The following is a 16,540-nucleotide window of genomic DNA, read 5'->3' on the forward strand; positions in this document are numbered from 1 at the left end:
GAAAATATATGGATTATAAAATTGGTTTTATCGGTTCCGGTAAAATGGTTACACATATCGTAAATGGGTTTTTAGACCAGCCGGGCATGAAGGAGAGAATTGTCGTCGTTGGGAGAGACAGAGAAAAATTAGAGCGATTTAATATCGGTAAAGAAGTTGAAATCAGTACTGATTTCAAGCGTCTGACACCATGCAGTATCATTGTGGTCGGCGTCAGCGCACAAGCTGCAATTCCAATGTTTAGAAAGCTGAATGAAATCAAGACAGATATGGATACAATATTCATGTCAATCGCAGCCGGCGTTTCTATTGAAGATATAGCATCGGTATTACCGGATAAAAAAGTAGTTAGATGCATGCCGAATATTGCTGTGTCGTCCAGTGAAGGCGTTATGGTAATGGCGGCCAACAATCGGATTGGCCTCGAGGAACAGCATTCCATTAGCGATGCTTTCGGCGGTATGGGTACTGTCGAGTGGATCGATGAAGATTTGATGAAGTACGTGCCGGCTCTGACAGGGTCCTCCCCTGCATATGCATTTCTAATGATTGAAGCAATGGCGGATAAAGCTGTTAGTGTCGGGTTCAGCAGAAAACAGGCCTACCGTCTTGCCGCTCAGGCATTGGTGGGCGCAGGGAAATTAGTATTGGATGCTGATACCCATCCCGGAGTATTGAAAGATCAGATCACGACATCCGGCGGTTCTACGATCCAAGGGGTGATGAAGCTGGAACAGGAAGGGTTCAGAGGGAGTGTCATGCAGGCGATGCAGGCGGTTAATGATGCAAACGAGAAATAGAAAACCGGCGGGAATGAGGTAGCACCTCAGAAATCCCCGCCGGTTATTTTTATATATTGAATTGATTTACTCGCTATCTTTATCAAAACTGCGTTTAGCCAGTTCACGTTCATAAATAAACAATGCATTGTTGTCATCTTTAATCCGTTCGATATAGTCGATATGACGTTCGAATGTTGCTTCTTCCTCAACCTGTTCATCAAGGAACCACCTGATGAATGACAATGTTGCATACTCCTTCTCTTCAGTAGCGACATCAGAGATGTCGTAGAAAGACTTCGTTACTTCTCTTTCCTGGGCCAGTCCGGCTTTGAAAGTATCAAGGATGGAATTATAATCAGTCGTTGGAGCTGGAATTTCATTAAATACTGCATGAACACCGCGATCATTGAGGTAGTCATAAAGCTTCATACCATGGAACCGTTCTTCTTTGGCCTGCTGGATATAAAAGTTTGCGAAGCCATCATAGCTTCTGGACTCACAATATGCTGCCATAGCCATATACTCATGCGCTGCTGCAAATTCATTGTTCATCTGGTTATTCAATACCTCTTTAAGTTTTTCCGATAACATATTATATATGCCTCCCTTTATAAAGCTTAATTATAATTACCCTCTTTAACCTTCAATATATCATCTTCATCTCTATAAAAAATAATTAAGCTGTTTACTTACTTAATACCTAGTAATATAATAGGATATTAATAAGTATCCAAACCGCTATCGGTAATCATTTGGAAAGGGGTGGCTTGCATGAATATCGAAAATTTAGAAGCATTTGTATTTGTAAATCATTTTGGAAGCATTAACAAGGCTTCTAAAGCACTCTTTTTATCCCAGCCCTCTGTTACATCCAGAATAAAATCCCTTGAACGGGAACTTGATACAGCACTGTTTGTACGTACTGGCAAAAAGTTGATTCTCAATGATAAAGGGGCTGAGTTTCTTCCGTATGCAGAAAATATTGTGAATACACTGAAGAAAGGGAGAGGACGCCTGGAGGACGGTAAGAGCGAAAACCAGCTCGTGATTGGAAGTTCAGGTCTGATATCTTTTTATCTGATTCCGAGAATCCTTCCTCTGATTAAACAGCAGCTTCCCGATTTGAATGTAAAGGTCATCACTGCACCAAGTGAAGAGGTTTCCAGACTGGTTTCCAGCGGCGAGGTCGATTTGGGGTTCGCAAGCAATGTCTCCGATCCTAAACTTAACTCAATAAGAGTAGTGGAAAGCCCAATCAGGCTGATTGTACCTGAAGGTCATGAATTTGTCAGAGGAAAAGTAGATACGGAAAAACTGGCTGAAAATACAATCGTCTTTTTTGCCTGTGGATCATTGGATTGGACAATGGTGCATAACTTATTCCTGAATTTGAAAGAGCAGCCCGATATTAAATATGAGGTGGACAGCATGGAATCGGCTAAGGGAATCATTTTAAATAAAGCTGCAATCGGCTTCCTGCCGGAACTCAGCGTGCACTGGGAACTTGCAGACGGCAGTTTACATGCCCTGGATATTCCTGATCTGGCCAATGTTTCACTGAAGACGGATATGATTTACAGAAGTGATATGAAGCTATCTTATATTAATGAGCTTCTTGGAATGATTACAGAAGCGGCAGGCGGGCGTCCAAACATGAAACCGCATATAGAAGTTCTCTATAAGTAAACTTTGAAATACTTATAAATAAGCATCTTGAAGCCCCATTGCCAAGGTGCTATACTTATCAGCATTAATCATACTTTATAAGTAGGGATTAGGAGGGTGACCATGATTAAAGTATCAGGCTTAAAGAAAGCTTTCAAAAATACAGAAGTACTAAAAGATATTAATTTCGAAGTTCAAGATGGTGAAACTGTAGCCATTATTGGTCCGTCAGGTTCAGGGAAATCAACATTACTCAGATGTTTAAACTACTTGGAGACGCCTGACTCAGGACAGATAGATATAGGTGATGTATCTGTGCATGCTGAGAATCATAAAAAAGCGACAATTAATAAATTACGTATGCAGACTTCTATGGTATTCCAGCATTATAACTTATTCAAAAACAAGACAGCCTTGGAGAACATCACATATCCGCTGACAGCATCAAAAAAGTTTAAAAAGGAAGCAGCGGTAAAGATTGGAGAAAGTTTACTGGAGCAGGTAGGCATACTTGATAAAGCAAAACAGTACCCTGTCTCATTATCCGGAGGACAGCAGCAGAGGGTCGGCATCGCCAGGGCACTGGCAGCAGATCCGCACGCCATATTGTTTGATGAACCGACATCGTCACTCGACCCTGAATGGGTGGGTGAAGTGCTGAAAGTAATCTCGGATATATCCGAAAAGGAAAAAACGATGATTATTGTGACCCACGAGATGGATTTCGCCAAAGAAATTGCTGACAGAGTGGTATTTATGGCAGATGGCTATATTGTTGAAGAAGGAAAGCCGGAGGATGTATTCGATCATCCCCAAAAGGAAAGAACTAAAAAGTTCTTAAGAAAATATTCAAAACATTCCGGGAGCATCAGCGATGAAGTGATTGAGCCGGAACTGGTTACAGTTTAAGAAAAAGAGGAGGTGCTCAATTGAACTTTGATGTGGGTTACATGATCGAAATACTGCCCCAGCTGCTGGTATACATTCCAATCACTTTATATCTGGCGATTGCTTCAATGATTATTGCAGTCATAATAGGTGTTTTCCTATCTTTAATTCTGGTCAATAAAGTGCCGGTAGTTCTGCAGTTGTCAAAACTGTACATTTCATTCTTCAGAGGCACGCCGGTGCTTGTACAGCTGCTGATGATCTACTTTGGGTTGCCACAGCTATTTCCGTGGTTAACCTCCCTGTCGGCCGTCAATGCAGCTATAATTGCATTTAGTTTAAATACATCAGCATACCTTGCAGAAATATTCAGGGCAGCACTGATATCAGTCGATAAAGGACAGACTGAAGCGGCTATATCGACAGGATTGACATATCGTCAGGCGGTATGGGGCATTGTACTTCCCCAAGCGGTTAGAAATGCTATTCCGGCGACAGGAAATATGTTTATAGGATTGATAAAAAACTCTTCCCTTGCCTTTACAATCGGGGTTACAGAGCTGCTTGCACAGGGTAAGCTGCTCGCTACAGCAACGTTACAGTTTTTCGAAGCCTATCTTGCCGTCGGCATCATATATTGGGGTATGACTATTTTATACAGCTGGCTCCAGAAGTGGTATGAAGCAAGAATTAACAAACCGTACGAAGCATGATGTATTATTTAAATCAAGAAAATAATTGGAAAGTGGTGGAAGCATGAGTAAGAAGCAGATTAAGCTTGGAATCCTGGTTCAAGGCCCGGGTGCGCATCCGTATTCATGGAGAGCAGAGGATACTGTCATTGATGGAAGCATCAATTTTGAGTATTATTTGAACGTTACGAAAAGAGCTGAAGAAGCAGGGTTTGAATTTCTATTTATTGCAGATGGTGTTCATATTAATGAAAAATCCATCCCTCATTTCCTAAACCGTTTTGAACCCATGACGCTTTTATCTGCGTTGGCCCCACTTACATCTAAAATCGGCTTGGCCGGTACTGTATCAACAACATATAGTGAGCCGTACAATATTTCGAGACAGTTGGCAACAATCGATCAGATCAGTAATGGCCGTGCGGGTTGGAACGTCGTTACAACGCCGTTGGAAGGCAGTGCCGGAAACTTCAGTAAAGGAAATCATCCTGAGCATTCAGTGCGTTATCAAATGGCTGGCGAATATATAGAAGTGGCACAAGGTCTATGGGATTCATGGGAAGATGACGCTTTTATCAGAAACCGTGAAACGGGTGAATTCTTTGATAAAGAGAAACTCCATACACTGGATTACAAAGGGGATTTCTTTAATATAAAAGGCCCGTTAAATATTCAGAGGTCCAAACAAGGCCAGCCTGTCATTTTCCAGGCCGGTGCATCTGAAACAGGAAGGGCTTTTGCAGCAAAATACGGAGAAGCGGTTTTCACACATGCAAATTCATTTGAAAAAAACAAAGAATACTATGACGATATTAAGTCACAGGCGGTTGAAAATGGCAGAGAAGAAGGAGAAGTCTTAATACTTCCTTCCCTGTCTCCAATCATCGGTGCCACTGAAGAAGATGTTAACCGGAAACATGAAGAAATTAAGAATTTGATTACCATCGATAAGGCACTGGAAGTATTAGGGAGATTTTTCGACCACTACGATTTCAGCCAGCACCCATTGGATGAACCGTTCCCTGATATCGGGGATGTCGGTAAAAACAGTTTTAGATCTACTACAGACAACATAAAAAAGAAAGCTGCAGAAAATGGCTCCACCTTGAGAGAAGTCGCATTGGATGTAGCCTCTCCCAAAGATGCATTTTCCGGCACTTATGAGCAGGTGGCGCATAAAATGATTGAATGGGTGGAAAATGGAGCAGCAGACGGCTTTGTATTCACGCCTCAGACATTCGGTGATCAGTATGATGAATTCATAGAATATGTTATACCGATTCTAGAGGAGAACGGTAACTATACGCGTGAATATGCCGGTGAAACCTTAAGAGAAAACCTGGGGTTGAAATTTAAAGAAAACCAGTATACAAAAAAAGGAACAAAAGTATAAAAGCACTATCATGAGCAGTATCAATTATCTGTACAGAGAGGAAGATACCATGTATGATATCGTAATTATTTCAGGCAGTCCCTCATCAGAATCGAGATCTCAGAGTGTATTGAAATATATAGGTAATATTCTAAAAAACAAAGGATTATCTGTCGGTCATATATCAGTCAGAGATGTTCCAGCAGAAGATCTAATGTTTGGCAATTTCAACAGCCCTGAAGTAAATGATATTGCGGAAAATATAAAAAATGCAAAAGGTGTTATCGTAGGTTCACCGGTTTATAAGGCAGCCTACTCAGGCGTATTAAAAAGCTTGTTTGATATTTTACCACAAGATGCTTTTAAGGATACACCGGTGCTCCCCGTTATGTCCGGGGGCAGCATCTCCCATCTGCTCGCTTTGGAATACGCACTTAAACCATTAATTTCAACGCTTAAGGGCACGACGCTTAAAGGTGTATATTATTTGGACAGCCAGGTTGATAAAACGTCAGACTCCCCTATTCAGGAAGCGGAACTGATACAGCGTACAGAAACACAGATTGAAGATTTACTAGAAAAAATGGATTTGGAGAAAAGTTTCTCATGAAACAACAAAAGAAGGCACCCGCCGGGGGTGCCTTCTTTTTATATGCTGTCGAGAGCCTGTCTTATGTCACTGATTAAGTCGTCTGCGTCTTCGATACCAACGGAAAGCCTGAACAACCCATCTGTAATTCCCCTGTCCTGCCTTTCTTCTTCAGTTAGTGCTTTATGACTGGATGTCTTTGGATGGGAAAGGATGGATTCCACACCTCCAAGACTCACTGATACGAGTGGGATATTGAGCTTGTCCACAAATACCTGAGCCTTGGATTCATCTTTTATTCTGAAACTGATCACCGCCCCGCCATGACTTGCCTGGGACAGATGAAGTTTATCTTCACCCGGATAATAAATATTTGTGATGCCTTCATGAGATTTAAAGAACTCATATAATTTATCGGTGTTCTCAGTAGATTGTTTCCAGCGAATCGACAATGTTTTAAGGTGTTGATTCAAAGTCCAGCAGTCATAAGTTCCGAGTCCCATGCCCATGACGACCTGCAGTTCCTGCAGGCTGTTTTTAATCTCTTCATCATTAACGATAACGGCTCCGGCGAGAACATCACTGTGGCCGCCTAAAAACTTAGTTGCACTATGGACAACAATATCTACTCCGAGGCTGAGCGGGCTTTGGCCAAGAGGTGTCATGAATGTGTTATCGACAATTGTAATCAGATTGTTTTTCTTTGCGATTTCAACAATCTTTTTGATGTCGGTAACTTTTAATGTCGGGTTGGATGGCGTTTCAATATATATCGCTTTAGTATCCTTTGTAACGGCATTCGCAACGCTATACAAGTTGGATTGATCTACTGCAGTTAGGTTGAGTTGATAGCGCTTTAAGATGGTTTTGCTCAACTCGTAAGTGCCGCCATACATATCGCTCGGCATTATAACATGGTCGCCAGGAGAAAAAGTCATTAATGCAGCAGTTATGGCGGACATGCCGGAATTGAATGCAAAACCATATTTTCCATTTTCAAGACGTGCAAGTTTCTCTTCAAGTTTCTCCCTGTTAGGGTTGCTGTTGCGTACATATAGATGTGCTTCCTCATCATCTAAACTTGGACGGAGGAATGCTGTGGAATAGTATAACGGCTGGTTCGCAGTATCATATTCTTTGCCGCGTTTATTATCAATAATCATGTCAGTATCTATAGAATTTTTCATATTATCCCCTTTTTGCTTTATTTAGCGCCTGCGTTAAATCAGCTTTAATATCATCTACATTTTCAATTCCGACTGAAAGTCTTAATAGCTTTTCGTCAATACCACGTTTTACTTTCTCTTCATCAGGCATATCAGCATGGGTCTGGGTAAACGGAAATGTGATAAAAGTCTCGGTTCCACCCAGACTTTCAGCGAATGTACAGACTCTGATATTCTCTAAAACTGAAGCTGCACTATATTCCTGTTTTAACCGTAGGCTGAGCATACCCGTCCTGCCAGCGTATAATACTTCGTCAATCGCTTCGTCAGCAGTAAAATGTTCCGCTAATACTTTAGCGTTTTCTGTAGCACGTTCCATACGTACATGAAGTGTTTTCAGGCCTCTGAGAAGCAGGTAGCTGTCAAAAGGAGATAATGTTGCTCCAATCATATTATGGTAAGCAGACAGCGTCTCTGCCAGTTGCTCGTCTTTAACCGTAACGACACCGGCCAAAACATCATTGTGCCCGCCGATATATTTTGTCGCCGAGTGAAGTACTACATCTGCTCCGTCACTCAATGGTGTGTAATAAAAAGGCGTAAGGAATGTATTGTCCAGTATCGTCAATATACCGCTGCTCTGAGCAATTTCATATAGAGAATGCAATGGTACTTCTATCATTGAAGGATTCGTTACAGGTTCAATGAAAAATGCTCTGGTATTGTCGTTCAATTTCTCTTTAACTGCATCAATATCAGCAAAATCAACATATTTAAATTTCACGTTATACTGTTTTTCATAAAAATCGAACATTCTAAAAGTACCGCCATAAAGATCGAAGCTCACCAGTACTTCATCGCCGGGTTTGAAAAGAGTGCAAACGAGTTGGATCGCAGCCATGCCACTTGACGTTGCGAAAGAACTCGCCCCGTTCTCAAGTTCAGCAAATGCTTCTTCAAAGTGTGACCTGGTAGGATTTTTAGTTCTAGTATAGTCGTAACCTGTGGATGCCCCAAGCTTTTCATGTTCATAAGCCGTTGCAGTGTATATAGGACTTGTGGTTGCCCCTGTCGAATCATTCTTGATACCTATTTGAGCTAATTTTGTTTCCATTTCTGGTAACCTCCTTTAATATAAAAAAGCTTTCGACACTCTACCTGAACTTTAATCAGGATAGAAGGACGAAAGCTAATCGTGGTACCACCTTATATTCACTGAAATATCACTATTCCAGCCTCATACAGTATATATGTTTACTGTGCCGCTATAATGGGCGGGACCCACCAACATCTTTTGAATGATGAAGCTCAGAGACCATATTCATTATTGATTCAATACTGCTTTCCAGCCCACAGCAGCTCTCTGTAAATTGTTCCAATAACTACTCTTCTCTTCAACGCTATTGTAGTTTTTAGTTAAACTATAAGTTTAGATTAATATACAAACTAAAAGGAATAAAGTCAACAATATTATCTGATATATTTAAATAATCAAAACTCACTTTTTAAATAACGCCGGGCGCACATGCTTTATGCCAACGTTATCCAATGTTAATATCAACTATTTTAAAAAATCGAATCCTAAAATTTAACACTATAACGTTATAGTGTTAAATTATCAAGTAACGCTTAAAAACTCAATTTATGCAATACTTTAAGCATGTCTATAACGCAGTTCGCATCAGTATAATTACAGCGCTATAAAAATTTTATGGACTTTCAATATGGAGAAATAGTGGAAAAACGTAGTGATAGACGTTATAATGATAAAATAATGATAAAACAATGGGAGATTGAATACATATGAGAGAGACAAATCATGCAGTATATTACACGACAGCTCAGGTTAAGGATATGGTTGAGCTATCTGATCAGAACGTCCGGAAATATGTGAGACTGTTGGAAGACAGAAAGTATGAAGTTGCAAAAGATGAACATAACAGACGCTTGTTTTCACAGGAAGATATAGCAGTACTGAAAGAGTTCATAAAGCTGGCCAAACAACCGGGATATACTCTCGAAACGGCAGCTGATGAAATTATCGAAAAAGTGCCGCATATAATTTCTGAGAAAAGTGGGAACACACCTGCAAATATTACTAATAATGATATCGATAAAATGCTTGGCGCCGTGATGGATAAGCTGGAAGTAATGCAGCAGGAGAATCGTGAACTCAAACATAACGTTCACAGTCTCGTTGAACGACTTGAAGCTTACAGTAAGTATAACGAACCTTTATCTTTGGAATATCGCGATAATAATGCGAATACTGAAACTGCTGAATGGGAATCTGATAAAATCAATGATTCTAATAATAATGAAGATACAAGTGAATTTGAAGAACCGCCCCGGGAAGAAAGCAGTCAAAATGAGCTTGCAGAAGAGAAGGCGCCTGCAGATGAAGAAGTGACTGCGGATGAAAAAACATCTGTAGAGGATTCCAATACTTCCAACATAGACATGAGCAACTACGGAAATGACGAAAACAATAATGACAATAGTCTTACACCCGATGAGAATACTGCAGAACAATCTCTTAAGAAGGAAGAAGAGAAGGGCGGATACTTCAGTAAGCTGTTTGGTATATTCAAGAAATAATTGTCGCAGCATACTAAACGATAAATATCGGCAAAGGAAATCGCAAATATGACGAATAAGAATTGGTTTCAAACGGGAATCGCAATTGTTATTACACTATTGATTGTTGCTTTAGCCATCCGGATTCAAGTAATATTTGAACCACTGTCTATAATATTAACTACGATTTTCTTCCCATTATTACTAGGCGGTCTGTTATATTATATTACTGAACCTATTCAGCGGTTACTGGAACGTCGCAGGACAAACAGATTATTAAGCATAACTGTCATATTCATGATTGTTTTGCTGGTAGTCATAGCATTGGGATCAATTATAGTACCAATGATTGCTACCGAAACTCAGAACTTAATCGCGAAAATGCCCCAGTTACAAAGGGAATTTGAGTCGCTTCTAGAATTTTTAATGACACAGAGAGAGCGTTTGCCTTTTGATATTCAAAAACAAGTGGATGAGACGATCAATCAAGCAACTGAGATATTAGAGAATTTGTCATCAAGAGTAATAACAGTGCTGGCGAATACGATAGGTGTGTTGCTTACGTTTATATTAGTCCCATTCTTTTTCTTCTTTATTCTAAAAGATCATGAGAAATTTATTCCTGCAGTAACAAAACCATTTTCTGGAACAGTCAAACAGTTTTTGATTGAACTTCTTTATGATATCGATTATACGCTCAGAGCATTTATACAAGGGCAGGTACTGGTCAGCGTTATATTGGCAACAATGCTTTATACAGGATATGTAATCATCGATTTAGACTACGCTATACTACTGGCGTTATTTGCATTATTTATGAATGTTATTCCTTTTGTAGGACCCTGGATTGCATTTGCCCCTGCATTACTCTTTGCTTTAGTCCAGGATCCTGTGCTGGCGATATGGGTGGCGGGGATCACCCTCGTTGCACAGCAGATTGATGCAAACATAGTAACGCCTAACGTTATGGGACAAACGCTGCATTTACACCCGTTGACTGTTATCACAGTTGTCCTTGCTGCAGGTAATATTGCCGGTTTTGTCGGCATGCTTATTGCGATACCATTCTATGCGGTTGTAAAAACGACGATTCAGAATCTATTCCGTTACCGAAGTAATATTGCTAAAACAATGATCAATGAATCCTGATTCAAATGAAAACGTTCTTCTCTCACAGAAGGACGTTTTTAATTTAAAGTTTAGGGGAGTGGTTGTAATGACAAAAGTAATATGGATTACTGGTGCCTCCAGCGGCTTTGGCATGGCAACAGCATTAAAATTACTCAGAGAAACTACACATGAAGTATGCGTAAGTGCAAGGCGTGCAGAACTGCTGGATGTCCTTGTTAAAGAAGGTGCGCATTCTTATCCTTTGGACATAACTGATCAGGGACAAATCCACAGCATTAGAGAAAGAATTGAAAGTGAAGTCGGAAATATTGATGCTGTACTCGTAAATGCAGGATATGGTGTCTATGGTCCCATTGAAGAGGTCCCCAATGAAGTCATGGTCAGACAATTCGAAGTCAATGTATTCGGTGCTGTAGAAACAATCCGTTCAGTATTGCCCACAATGAGAGCAAATTCGTCTGGCCGTATCGTGATTACAAGTTCTTCCGCTGCGCATGTATCGAGTGCAGGAATGGGGTATTATGCTGCGACCAAACATAGTATTAAAGCGCTTGGAACAGCATTAAGGCAAGAAGTGAAATCTCAGGGGATTGATGTAGTAATGATTGAGCCGGGAATCGTGAAAACATCATTTGGAGAAGTTGCTCTAGAGAAAAATTATATCAATACCGAAGGCGGCGCATATTCCCCGTTAATGAAAGAGCTGAAGCAGTACATGCTCAAAGCTTTTGACCGTGCGCCCAGTCCGGACAGGACCAGGGATATAATGGTTAAAGGCCTCATCGGTGAGAAGGTAAAACCAATTTACAGAACGACCAAAGATTCTCTCGTCTTGTCATATCTAAGCAAACTACTGCCTGCTGAAGCATATGACTTTGTTATTAGAGAAGGGATAAAGAGATTAAAATAAATAACGGGCTTCTTGCTTTAATTTAAAGTAAAACAATGTCATCATTAATGAGATGTCATTATTTCTTGAACAGGACGGATACTATGCTTGAATCATTTACAATTGGATCAATTGAGATTCCATCTTTATATATTGCGTTTTTATTGGCTCTGCTAATTTCTTATTTAATGATCTGGAATTCAGATGAAAAGAAAAATTTGTTCAGCTTTTGGTTAAACGGGGCGGCCATACTTTTCTTAATATATAAGCTTTCCTATATCCCTTTTAACTGGAGTTCATTTATCGAATCACCGTTAAATGTTCTTTATCAGAACGGAGGACAATGGGGTGTATTAATTGGACTTATCGTTATGTTCTTATACATGATATATCGCTCCAACAGTCTATATTATGCGGAAGCATACAGCATTTTCAGTGTTGCTTTTATAGCATTATATGGTGTTTTGGAACTTAGGGCAATTACACAGGGGCCGTATATCATTCTTGCTGTTGTATCGCTCGGCGCACTTGGCGCTATATACTTCATATGGCACCGTTTCAGAGTGATAGTGCTTATATCCATAACGCTGTTTATAATGCAGCTGATCGTGCGTTTCTTCGTATTTAATGGCGAAGTTATATTCTCATTGTCATTAATACAATGGTGGATTACAGGCAGCATAATTTATGTTCTGGCAACAACTGAAAAAGGGATGAGAGATGAAAATGGACCGCAGCTCCCATAAGGAGTAACGGTCCATTTTTTACTATAGTGCTGGTTTTGAAGAGGACATCGCTTTTTTAATACCAATGAATCCTTTTTCAACGTTTACTGCATTCTCATATCCTTTAGCTTTTAAAGCACTTAAAGCGATAGCGGAACGGATGCCGGACTGGCAGTGAACGTAAATTTTATCTTTTTTATCGAAGGGAAGGTCTTTATTAAGTAAATGACCATAATGAACCTGGGCAGCATCTTCTACATTTCCGGCACTATATTCTTTTGCTGTACGTACATCAAGTACTTTGGCATTTTTATAATCTGAAGCAAATATTTCAGTTGAAACATTTTCATAGCTGTCATTAAAGTACTTATCTGCTTTCTCTTCCGGGACAATAAGCTCAAGCTTATCATAACCAATAGAAGCAAGGTCTTTCTGCAGTATTTCACTGATTTTAGGATCAGCGATAACTGTCATCGGCTGATTGTAATCAATGTACCAGCCTGCAAATTGAAGAAACTTTTTATTATAAGGGATGTTATACGAGCCGTTCATAAAACTCTTATTGAATTCTTCCTTATTTCTTAAATCAAAAACCTGTCCAATCAAGTCATCTGGTGTATCGACTGTGACTTCTTTAAGATTAAATTCAGGAAGTCCCTCTTTATTCACCTTTTTCATTTGAGAAAAGTAAGTAGGGGGCTCCGGCTGATCACTTGTTAATTCGTCAATAAAACTTTGCTGGTCTTCTGTGTTGAATACCCAGTTGTTTACTTTCTCATACCCGAGTGTGGAGAGGGGGACAGCGCCTAGAGATTTACCGCAAGGCGAACCTGCACCGTGGCCCGGCCACACCTGCAGCAATTCAGGTAAATCTTTAATTTTTTGAATCGATTCGAACATTTGGTTTGCACCTTCTTCAGTGGCGCCTTCAGCATTTGTTGTTTCTTCTAAAAGATCCGGACGGCCAATATCTCCTACAAATAGGAAATCACCGGTGAACATACCCATGGAGATCTCACTGCCGGCACCTTTATCAGTCAGCATAAAGCTGATGCTTTCCGGTGTGTGGCCAGGGGTATGAATGACTTTTAATTCGACATTACCGACATTGATAATATCACCATCTTTTAAGAAAACTGTATTTTTAGGCACATTTTGATATTTCCAATCTTCATTTCCTTCATCGGATACATAAAGTGCCGAACCGAGTTTTCTGGCAGCATCTCTGAGACCGGATGCAAAGTCTGCATGAATATGAGTCTCAGTTGCATGAGTAATTTTATAACCTTCATTTTCAGCAATTTTTATATATTCATCAAGAATGCGTGATGGATCTATGACGATTGCTTCTTTTGTCTGCTGACATCCTACTAAGTAAGAGGTTTGAGAAAGCTTGTTGTCATACAGCTGTTTGAAATACATTACGCCACTCTCCTTATTTAAACTCTGCCTCAATTATAAGAAAAAATGAATGAAAAAGCATTGAATAAATGTTTTCTTAACAAAATTAAAAGAACAGATCTGAGATCTGCTCTTTTAATAAACTAATGAACTACGCCGTCACTAAAGTAACGGGTTTCTAGGAACATCTAACTTGTCCAGGCAACTTAAACGGTGCAACCGAACAGTGGTCGGATTATTTTACTACGGCCCGTCCCAGGCCTTTCCGATATTACTTGTATTGCAGGATGGCTTGGTTATCGCCTATCTGAAATATACCATCAAAACGCCGTCATCTCAAATGTTTAGTCAAAGTACAGGTCGTCCAAGACGAGATTCATCCCATGGTTAAAATCATAGGTTTTCTCTCTGATGACCCTTAATAAACTTCTCCGCAGGTTACAGCAATCAATGCTTTGATTGTATGCATGCGGTTCTCCGCCTGTTCAAATACTTTCGAGTATTCTGCCCTGAATACTTCATCTGTCACTTCAAACCCACTTTCTCCAAACTTCTCGTAAACAAGTTTTCCAATATCTGTTTCAGTATTGTAAATCGCCGGAAGACAGTGCAGGAAGATTGTGTTTGGCTTGCCTGTCATATCAATCATATCCTGATTGACCTGATAAGCGTTAAGAAGTTCGTACCTTTCATCCAATTGTTCTTCTTCACCCATTGAACACCAAACATCGGTATAGATTACATCACTGCCTGTAATCCCTTTTGCTATATTAGAAGTGATTACAGATTTACTGCCGGAAATCTCCTGCAGTTCTTTGGCCAATTTCTGAACAGAAAGTTCGGGTTGAAGAGAATCCGGTGCAACAATATTTATATTCACTCCAAGTATCGCTCCGGTGACGAGCAGGGAGTGTGCAACATTGTTTCTGCCATCTCCAACAAACGTCACTGTTTTCCCCTGGTATGTACCAAGGTGCTCCTTAATTGTAAGGAAGTCTGCGAGCATCTGTGTGGGATGCCATTCATTCGTAAGAGCATTCCAGACAGGGACACCTGAATATTCTCCAAGTGCTTCAACTGTATCCTGCTCAAATCCTCTGAATGCTATACCATCAAACATAGAACCCAATACTTTAGCTGTGTCTTCGACTGATTCTTTTGCACCGAGTTGTATATCATTCTTGTTTAGATATTCAACAGAGGCACCCAGTTTACCGGCAGCAACTGTGAAAGCAGATCTAGTTCTTGTGGATTGCTTTTCAAAAATGAGTGCAATATGTTTGCCACTCATAAAACGCTGAGGAATACCGTGTTTTTCTTTAGTTTTAAGATGTTCCGCGAAGTCTATTAGTGTCTCCAGCTCTGCTTTATTAAAGTCATATTCCTTTAAAAAGTTTTTGCCTTGAAATTTAATGAGTTTTAATTGTTTTGCCGCCCCAAGAAATCATCTCCTAAAAAAGTAATTAAGGAGTATTATACAATAAAACAGCTAAAAATCAAATAAATATTTAATAAAATGCATAATAATTATATTCAGATAAGTTAGTATAATGGATTTAATTCATTGGATTGACTTTGTATTCAAAATGGCATACAATACCGAATGGCGAACAAAATTAAAACATTATCGTCATAATATTCGTGTTAGAGGGGTAAAAACCATGGAAAATGTATTTGATTATGAAGATATACAGCTTATTCCTAATAAATGTGTTGTAAATAGCCGTTCAGAATGTGATACATCAGTTACGCTCGGCAAATATACTTTTAAGTTGCCTGTAGTACCGGCAAATATGCAGACAATTGTGGATGAGAACATCGCTTTGACATTGGCAGAAAAAGGTTACTTCTACATCATGCACCGGTTCCAGCCGGAAGAACGCATTAATTTCATAAGAGATATGCAGTCTAAAAACCTGATCGCTTCAATCAGTGTAGGTGTTAAAGAGGAAGAATATGCATTTATTGATCAGCTCAAAACAGAAGGGTTAATTCCTGAATATATGACGATTGACATTGCGCATGGCCATTCGAATGCTGTAATCAAAATGATCCAATATATCAAAGAACACATTCCGGAAACTTTTCTGATCGCAGGAAATGTAGGGACTCCTGAAGCAGTACGTGAACTTGAACACGCTGGTGCAGATGCTACAAAAGTGGGTATCGGACCGGGTAAAGTATGTATTACTAAAATTAAGACAGGGTTTGGTACAGGGGGATGGCAGCTCGCAGCATTACGCTGGTGTGCCAAAGCCGCTACTAAACCAATTATCGCAGATGGTGGTATAAGAACACATGGAGATATTGCCAAGTCGGTACGTTTTGGCGCTTCCATGGTAATGATCGGCTCATTATTCGCAGGTCATGAAGAATCACCGGGAGAAACAGTGGAACGGGATGGAAAGAAATATAAAGAGTACTTTGGTTCGGCCTCTGAATTCCAAAAAGGTGAAAAGAAAAATGTAGAAGGCAAAAAAATGTTCGTAGAATATAAAGGGCTGCTGCAGGATACATTGACTGAAATGGAACAGGATCTACAGTCTTCCATCTCATATGCCGGTGGAAATAATCTTGAAGCCATCCGTACAGTAGATTATGTAATGGTTAAAAATTCTATTTTCAATGGTGATAAAGTTTACTAATCAATTTTAATGATATTT

General features: G+C 39.8%; 16 protein-coding genes and 1 other annotated feature. Of the genes, 11 read left to right on the forward strand and 5 right to left on the reverse strand.

Annotation, left to right across the window (positions count from 1 at the left end; translation table 11 throughout):
• Positions 1 to 8 precede the first annotated feature (8 nt).
• Entirely contained in the window at positions 9 to 800 is a 792-nt protein-coding gene (gene proC, locus ACKRAT_RS00625; RefSeq protein WP_411843190.1) for a pyrroline-5-carboxylate reductase, read from the forward strand.
• A 66-nt stretch (positions 801 to 866) separates the two neighbouring features.
• Here the strand turns inward: proC and ACKRAT_RS00630 are convergent, their stop codons facing one another.
• Positions 867 to 1,373, reverse strand: coding sequence for a ferritin (locus ACKRAT_RS00630; RefSeq protein ID WP_411843191.1), 507 nt, complete (start codon positions 1,371 to 1,373; stop codon positions 867 to 869).
• 180 nt (positions 1,374 to 1,553) lie between these two features.
• On the opposite strand from ACKRAT_RS00630, the gene ACKRAT_RS00635 reads away from it, so the two are divergent.
• The 5 genes from ACKRAT_RS00635 to ssuE all read left to right on the forward strand — a co-directional run bounded on the left by ACKRAT_RS00635 (position 1,554) and on the right by ssuE (position 6,009).
• Positions 1,554 to 2,468 carry a LysR family transcriptional regulator gene (locus tag ACKRAT_RS00635; RefSeq protein WP_411843192.1) on the forward strand — a complete coding sequence of 305 codons (915 nt, stop codon included), beginning with the start codon at positions 1,554 to 1,556 and terminating at the stop codon, positions 2,466 to 2,468.
• Positions 2,469 to 2,570: 102 nt separating this feature from the next.
• Positions 2,571 to 3,356, forward strand: a complete 786-nt coding sequence (locus ACKRAT_RS00640; RefSeq protein ID WP_411843193.1) for an amino acid ABC transporter ATP-binding protein — start codon at positions 2,571 to 2,573, stop codon at positions 3,354 to 3,356.
• Positions 3,357 to 3,397: 41 nt separating this feature from the next.
• The gene (locus ACKRAT_RS00645; RefSeq protein ID WP_411844476.1) at positions 3,398 to 4,048 is read left to right on the forward strand and encodes an amino acid ABC transporter permease; all 651 of its coding nucleotides are present in this window, start codon (positions 3,398 to 3,400) and stop codon (positions 4,046 to 4,048) included.
• 43 nt (positions 4,049 to 4,091) lie between these two features.
• Positions 4,092 to 5,420, forward strand: coding sequence for an LLM class flavin-dependent oxidoreductase (locus ACKRAT_RS00650; protein WP_411843194.1), 1,329 nt, complete (start codon positions 4,092 to 4,094; stop codon positions 5,418 to 5,420).
• Between the two features lie 49 nt (positions 5,421 to 5,469).
• On the forward strand, positions 5,470 to 6,009 hold the full coding sequence (gene ssuE / locus ACKRAT_RS00655; RefSeq protein ID WP_411843195.1) for an NADPH-dependent FMN reductase: 540 nt from the start codon (positions 5,470 to 5,472) through the stop codon (positions 6,007 to 6,009).
• A gap of 38 nt (positions 6,010 to 6,047) precedes the next feature.
• Here ssuE and ACKRAT_RS00660 read toward each other — a convergent pair whose 3' ends face one another.
• Entirely contained in the window at positions 6,048 to 7,175 is a 1,128-nt protein-coding gene (locus tag ACKRAT_RS00660; protein WP_411843196.1) for a trans-sulfuration enzyme family protein, read from the reverse strand.
• A gap of 1 nt (position 7,176) precedes the next feature.
• Positions 7,177 to 8,268, reverse strand: coding sequence for a PLP-dependent transferase (locus tag ACKRAT_RS00665; protein ID WP_411843197.1), 1,092 nt, complete (start codon positions 8,266 to 8,268; stop codon positions 7,177 to 7,179).
• Between the two features lie 61 nt (positions 8,269 to 8,329).
• Positions 8,330 to 8,561: a binding site (T-box leader), on the reverse strand.
• Between the two features lie 396 nt (positions 8,562 to 8,957).
• Here ACKRAT_RS00665 and ACKRAT_RS00670 point away from each other — a divergent pair.
• The 4 genes from ACKRAT_RS00670 (at position 8,958) to ACKRAT_RS00685 (ending at position 12,497) form a co-directional block, all read left to right on the forward strand.
• Positions 8,958 to 9,752 carry a MerR family transcriptional regulator gene (locus ACKRAT_RS00670; protein WP_411843198.1) on the forward strand — a complete coding sequence of 265 codons (795 nt, stop codon included), beginning with the start codon at positions 8,958 to 8,960 and terminating at the stop codon, positions 9,750 to 9,752.
• 48 nt (positions 9,753 to 9,800) lie between these two features.
• Entirely contained in the window at positions 9,801 to 10,880 is a 1,080-nt protein-coding gene (locus tag ACKRAT_RS00675; RefSeq protein ID WP_411843199.1) for an AI-2E family transporter, read from the forward strand.
• A 67-nt stretch (positions 10,881 to 10,947) separates the two neighbouring features.
• Positions 10,948 to 11,772: an SDR family NAD(P)-dependent oxidoreductase gene (locus ACKRAT_RS00680; RefSeq protein WP_411843200.1), complete on the forward strand. Its 825-nt coding sequence runs from the start codon at positions 10,948 to 10,950 to the stop codon at positions 11,770 to 11,772.
• Positions 11,773 to 11,855: 83 nt separating this feature from the next.
• On the forward strand, positions 11,856 to 12,497 hold the full coding sequence (locus ACKRAT_RS00685) for a hypothetical protein (protein ID WP_411843201.1): 642 nt from the start codon (positions 11,856 to 11,858) through the stop codon (positions 12,495 to 12,497).
• A gap of 21 nt (positions 12,498 to 12,518) precedes the next feature.
• Here ACKRAT_RS00685 and ACKRAT_RS00690 read toward each other — a convergent pair whose 3' ends face one another.
• Both ACKRAT_RS00690 and argF read right to left on the reverse strand, forming a co-directional pair.
• Positions 12,519 to 13,898 (reverse strand): MBL fold metallo-hydrolase, encoded by a 1,380-nt coding sequence (locus ACKRAT_RS00690; RefSeq protein ID WP_411843202.1) that lies wholly within the window; start codon positions 13,896 to 13,898, stop codon positions 12,519 to 12,521.
• Between the two features lie 397 nt (positions 13,899 to 14,295).
• Entirely contained in the window at positions 14,296 to 15,291 is a 996-nt protein-coding gene (argF, locus tag ACKRAT_RS00695) for an ornithine carbamoyltransferase (RefSeq protein ID WP_411844390.1), read from the reverse strand.
• Between the two features lie 247 nt (positions 15,292 to 15,538).
• Here argF and guaC point away from each other — a divergent pair, with 247 nt between their 5' ends.
• Entirely contained in the window at positions 15,539 to 16,522 is a 984-nt protein-coding gene (guaC, locus tag ACKRAT_RS00700) for a GMP reductase (RefSeq protein ID WP_411843203.1), read from the forward strand.
• Positions 16,523 to 16,540 lie beyond the last annotated feature (18 nt).

Origin of the sequence: Salinicoccus sp. HZC-1, from assembly GCF_046736035.1 — a bacterium.
Classification (GTDB): domain Bacteria; phylum Bacillota; class Bacilli; order Staphylococcales; family Salinicoccaceae; genus Salinicoccus.

What these genes read in the sequence shown, in the direction of transcription:
- ACKRAT_RS00630 (WP_411843191.1), bottom strand. Translation starts at nt 1,373, where the DNA reads ATGTTATCGGAAAAACTTAAAGAGGTATTGAATAACCAGATGAACAAT.
- guaC (WP_411843203.1), top strand. Translation starts at nt 15,539, where the DNA reads ATGGAAAATGTATTTGATTATGAAGATATACAGCTTATTCCTAATAAA.
- ACKRAT_RS00690 (WP_411843202.1), bottom strand. Translation starts at nt 13,898, where the DNA reads ATGTATTTCAAACAGCTGTATGACAACAAGCTTTCTCAAACCTCTTAC.
- ACKRAT_RS00660 (WP_411843196.1), bottom strand. Translation starts at nt 7,175, where the DNA reads ATGAAAAATTCTATAGATACTGACATGATTATTGATAATAAACGCGGC.
- ACKRAT_RS00670 (WP_411843198.1), top strand. Translation starts at nt 8,958, where the DNA reads ATGAGAGAGACAAATCATGCAGTATATTACACGACAGCTCAGGTTAAG.
- ACKRAT_RS00635 (WP_411843192.1), top strand. Translation starts at nt 1,554, where the DNA reads ATGAATATCGAAAATTTAGAAGCATTTGTATTTGTAAATCATTTTGGA.
- ssuE (WP_411843195.1), top strand. Translation starts at nt 5,470, where the DNA reads ATGTATGATATCGTAATTATTTCAGGCAGTCCCTCATCAGAATCGAGA.
- ACKRAT_RS00645 (WP_411844476.1), top strand. Translation starts at nt 3,398, where the DNA reads ATGATCGAAATACTGCCCCAGCTGCTGGTATACATTCCAATCACTTTA.
- ACKRAT_RS00675 (WP_411843199.1), top strand. Translation starts at nt 9,801, where the DNA reads ATGACGAATAAGAATTGGTTTCAAACGGGAATCGCAATTGTTATTACA.
- proC (WP_411843190.1), top strand. Translation starts at nt 9, where the DNA reads ATGGATTATAAAATTGGTTTTATCGGTTCCGGTAAAATGGTTACACAT.
- ACKRAT_RS00680 (WP_411843200.1), top strand. Translation starts at nt 10,948, where the DNA reads ATGACAAAAGTAATATGGATTACTGGTGCCTCCAGCGGCTTTGGCATG.
- ACKRAT_RS00640 (WP_411843193.1), top strand. Translation starts at nt 2,571, where the DNA reads ATGATTAAAGTATCAGGCTTAAAGAAAGCTTTCAAAAATACAGAAGTA.
- ACKRAT_RS00685 (WP_411843201.1), top strand. Translation starts at nt 11,856, where the DNA reads ATGCTTGAATCATTTACAATTGGATCAATTGAGATTCCATCTTTATAT.
- ACKRAT_RS00650 (WP_411843194.1), top strand. Translation starts at nt 4,092, where the DNA reads ATGAGTAAGAAGCAGATTAAGCTTGGAATCCTGGTTCAAGGCCCGGGT.
- ACKRAT_RS00665 (WP_411843197.1), bottom strand. Translation starts at nt 8,268, where the DNA reads ATGGAAACAAAATTAGCTCAAATAGGTATCAAGAATGATTCGACAGGG.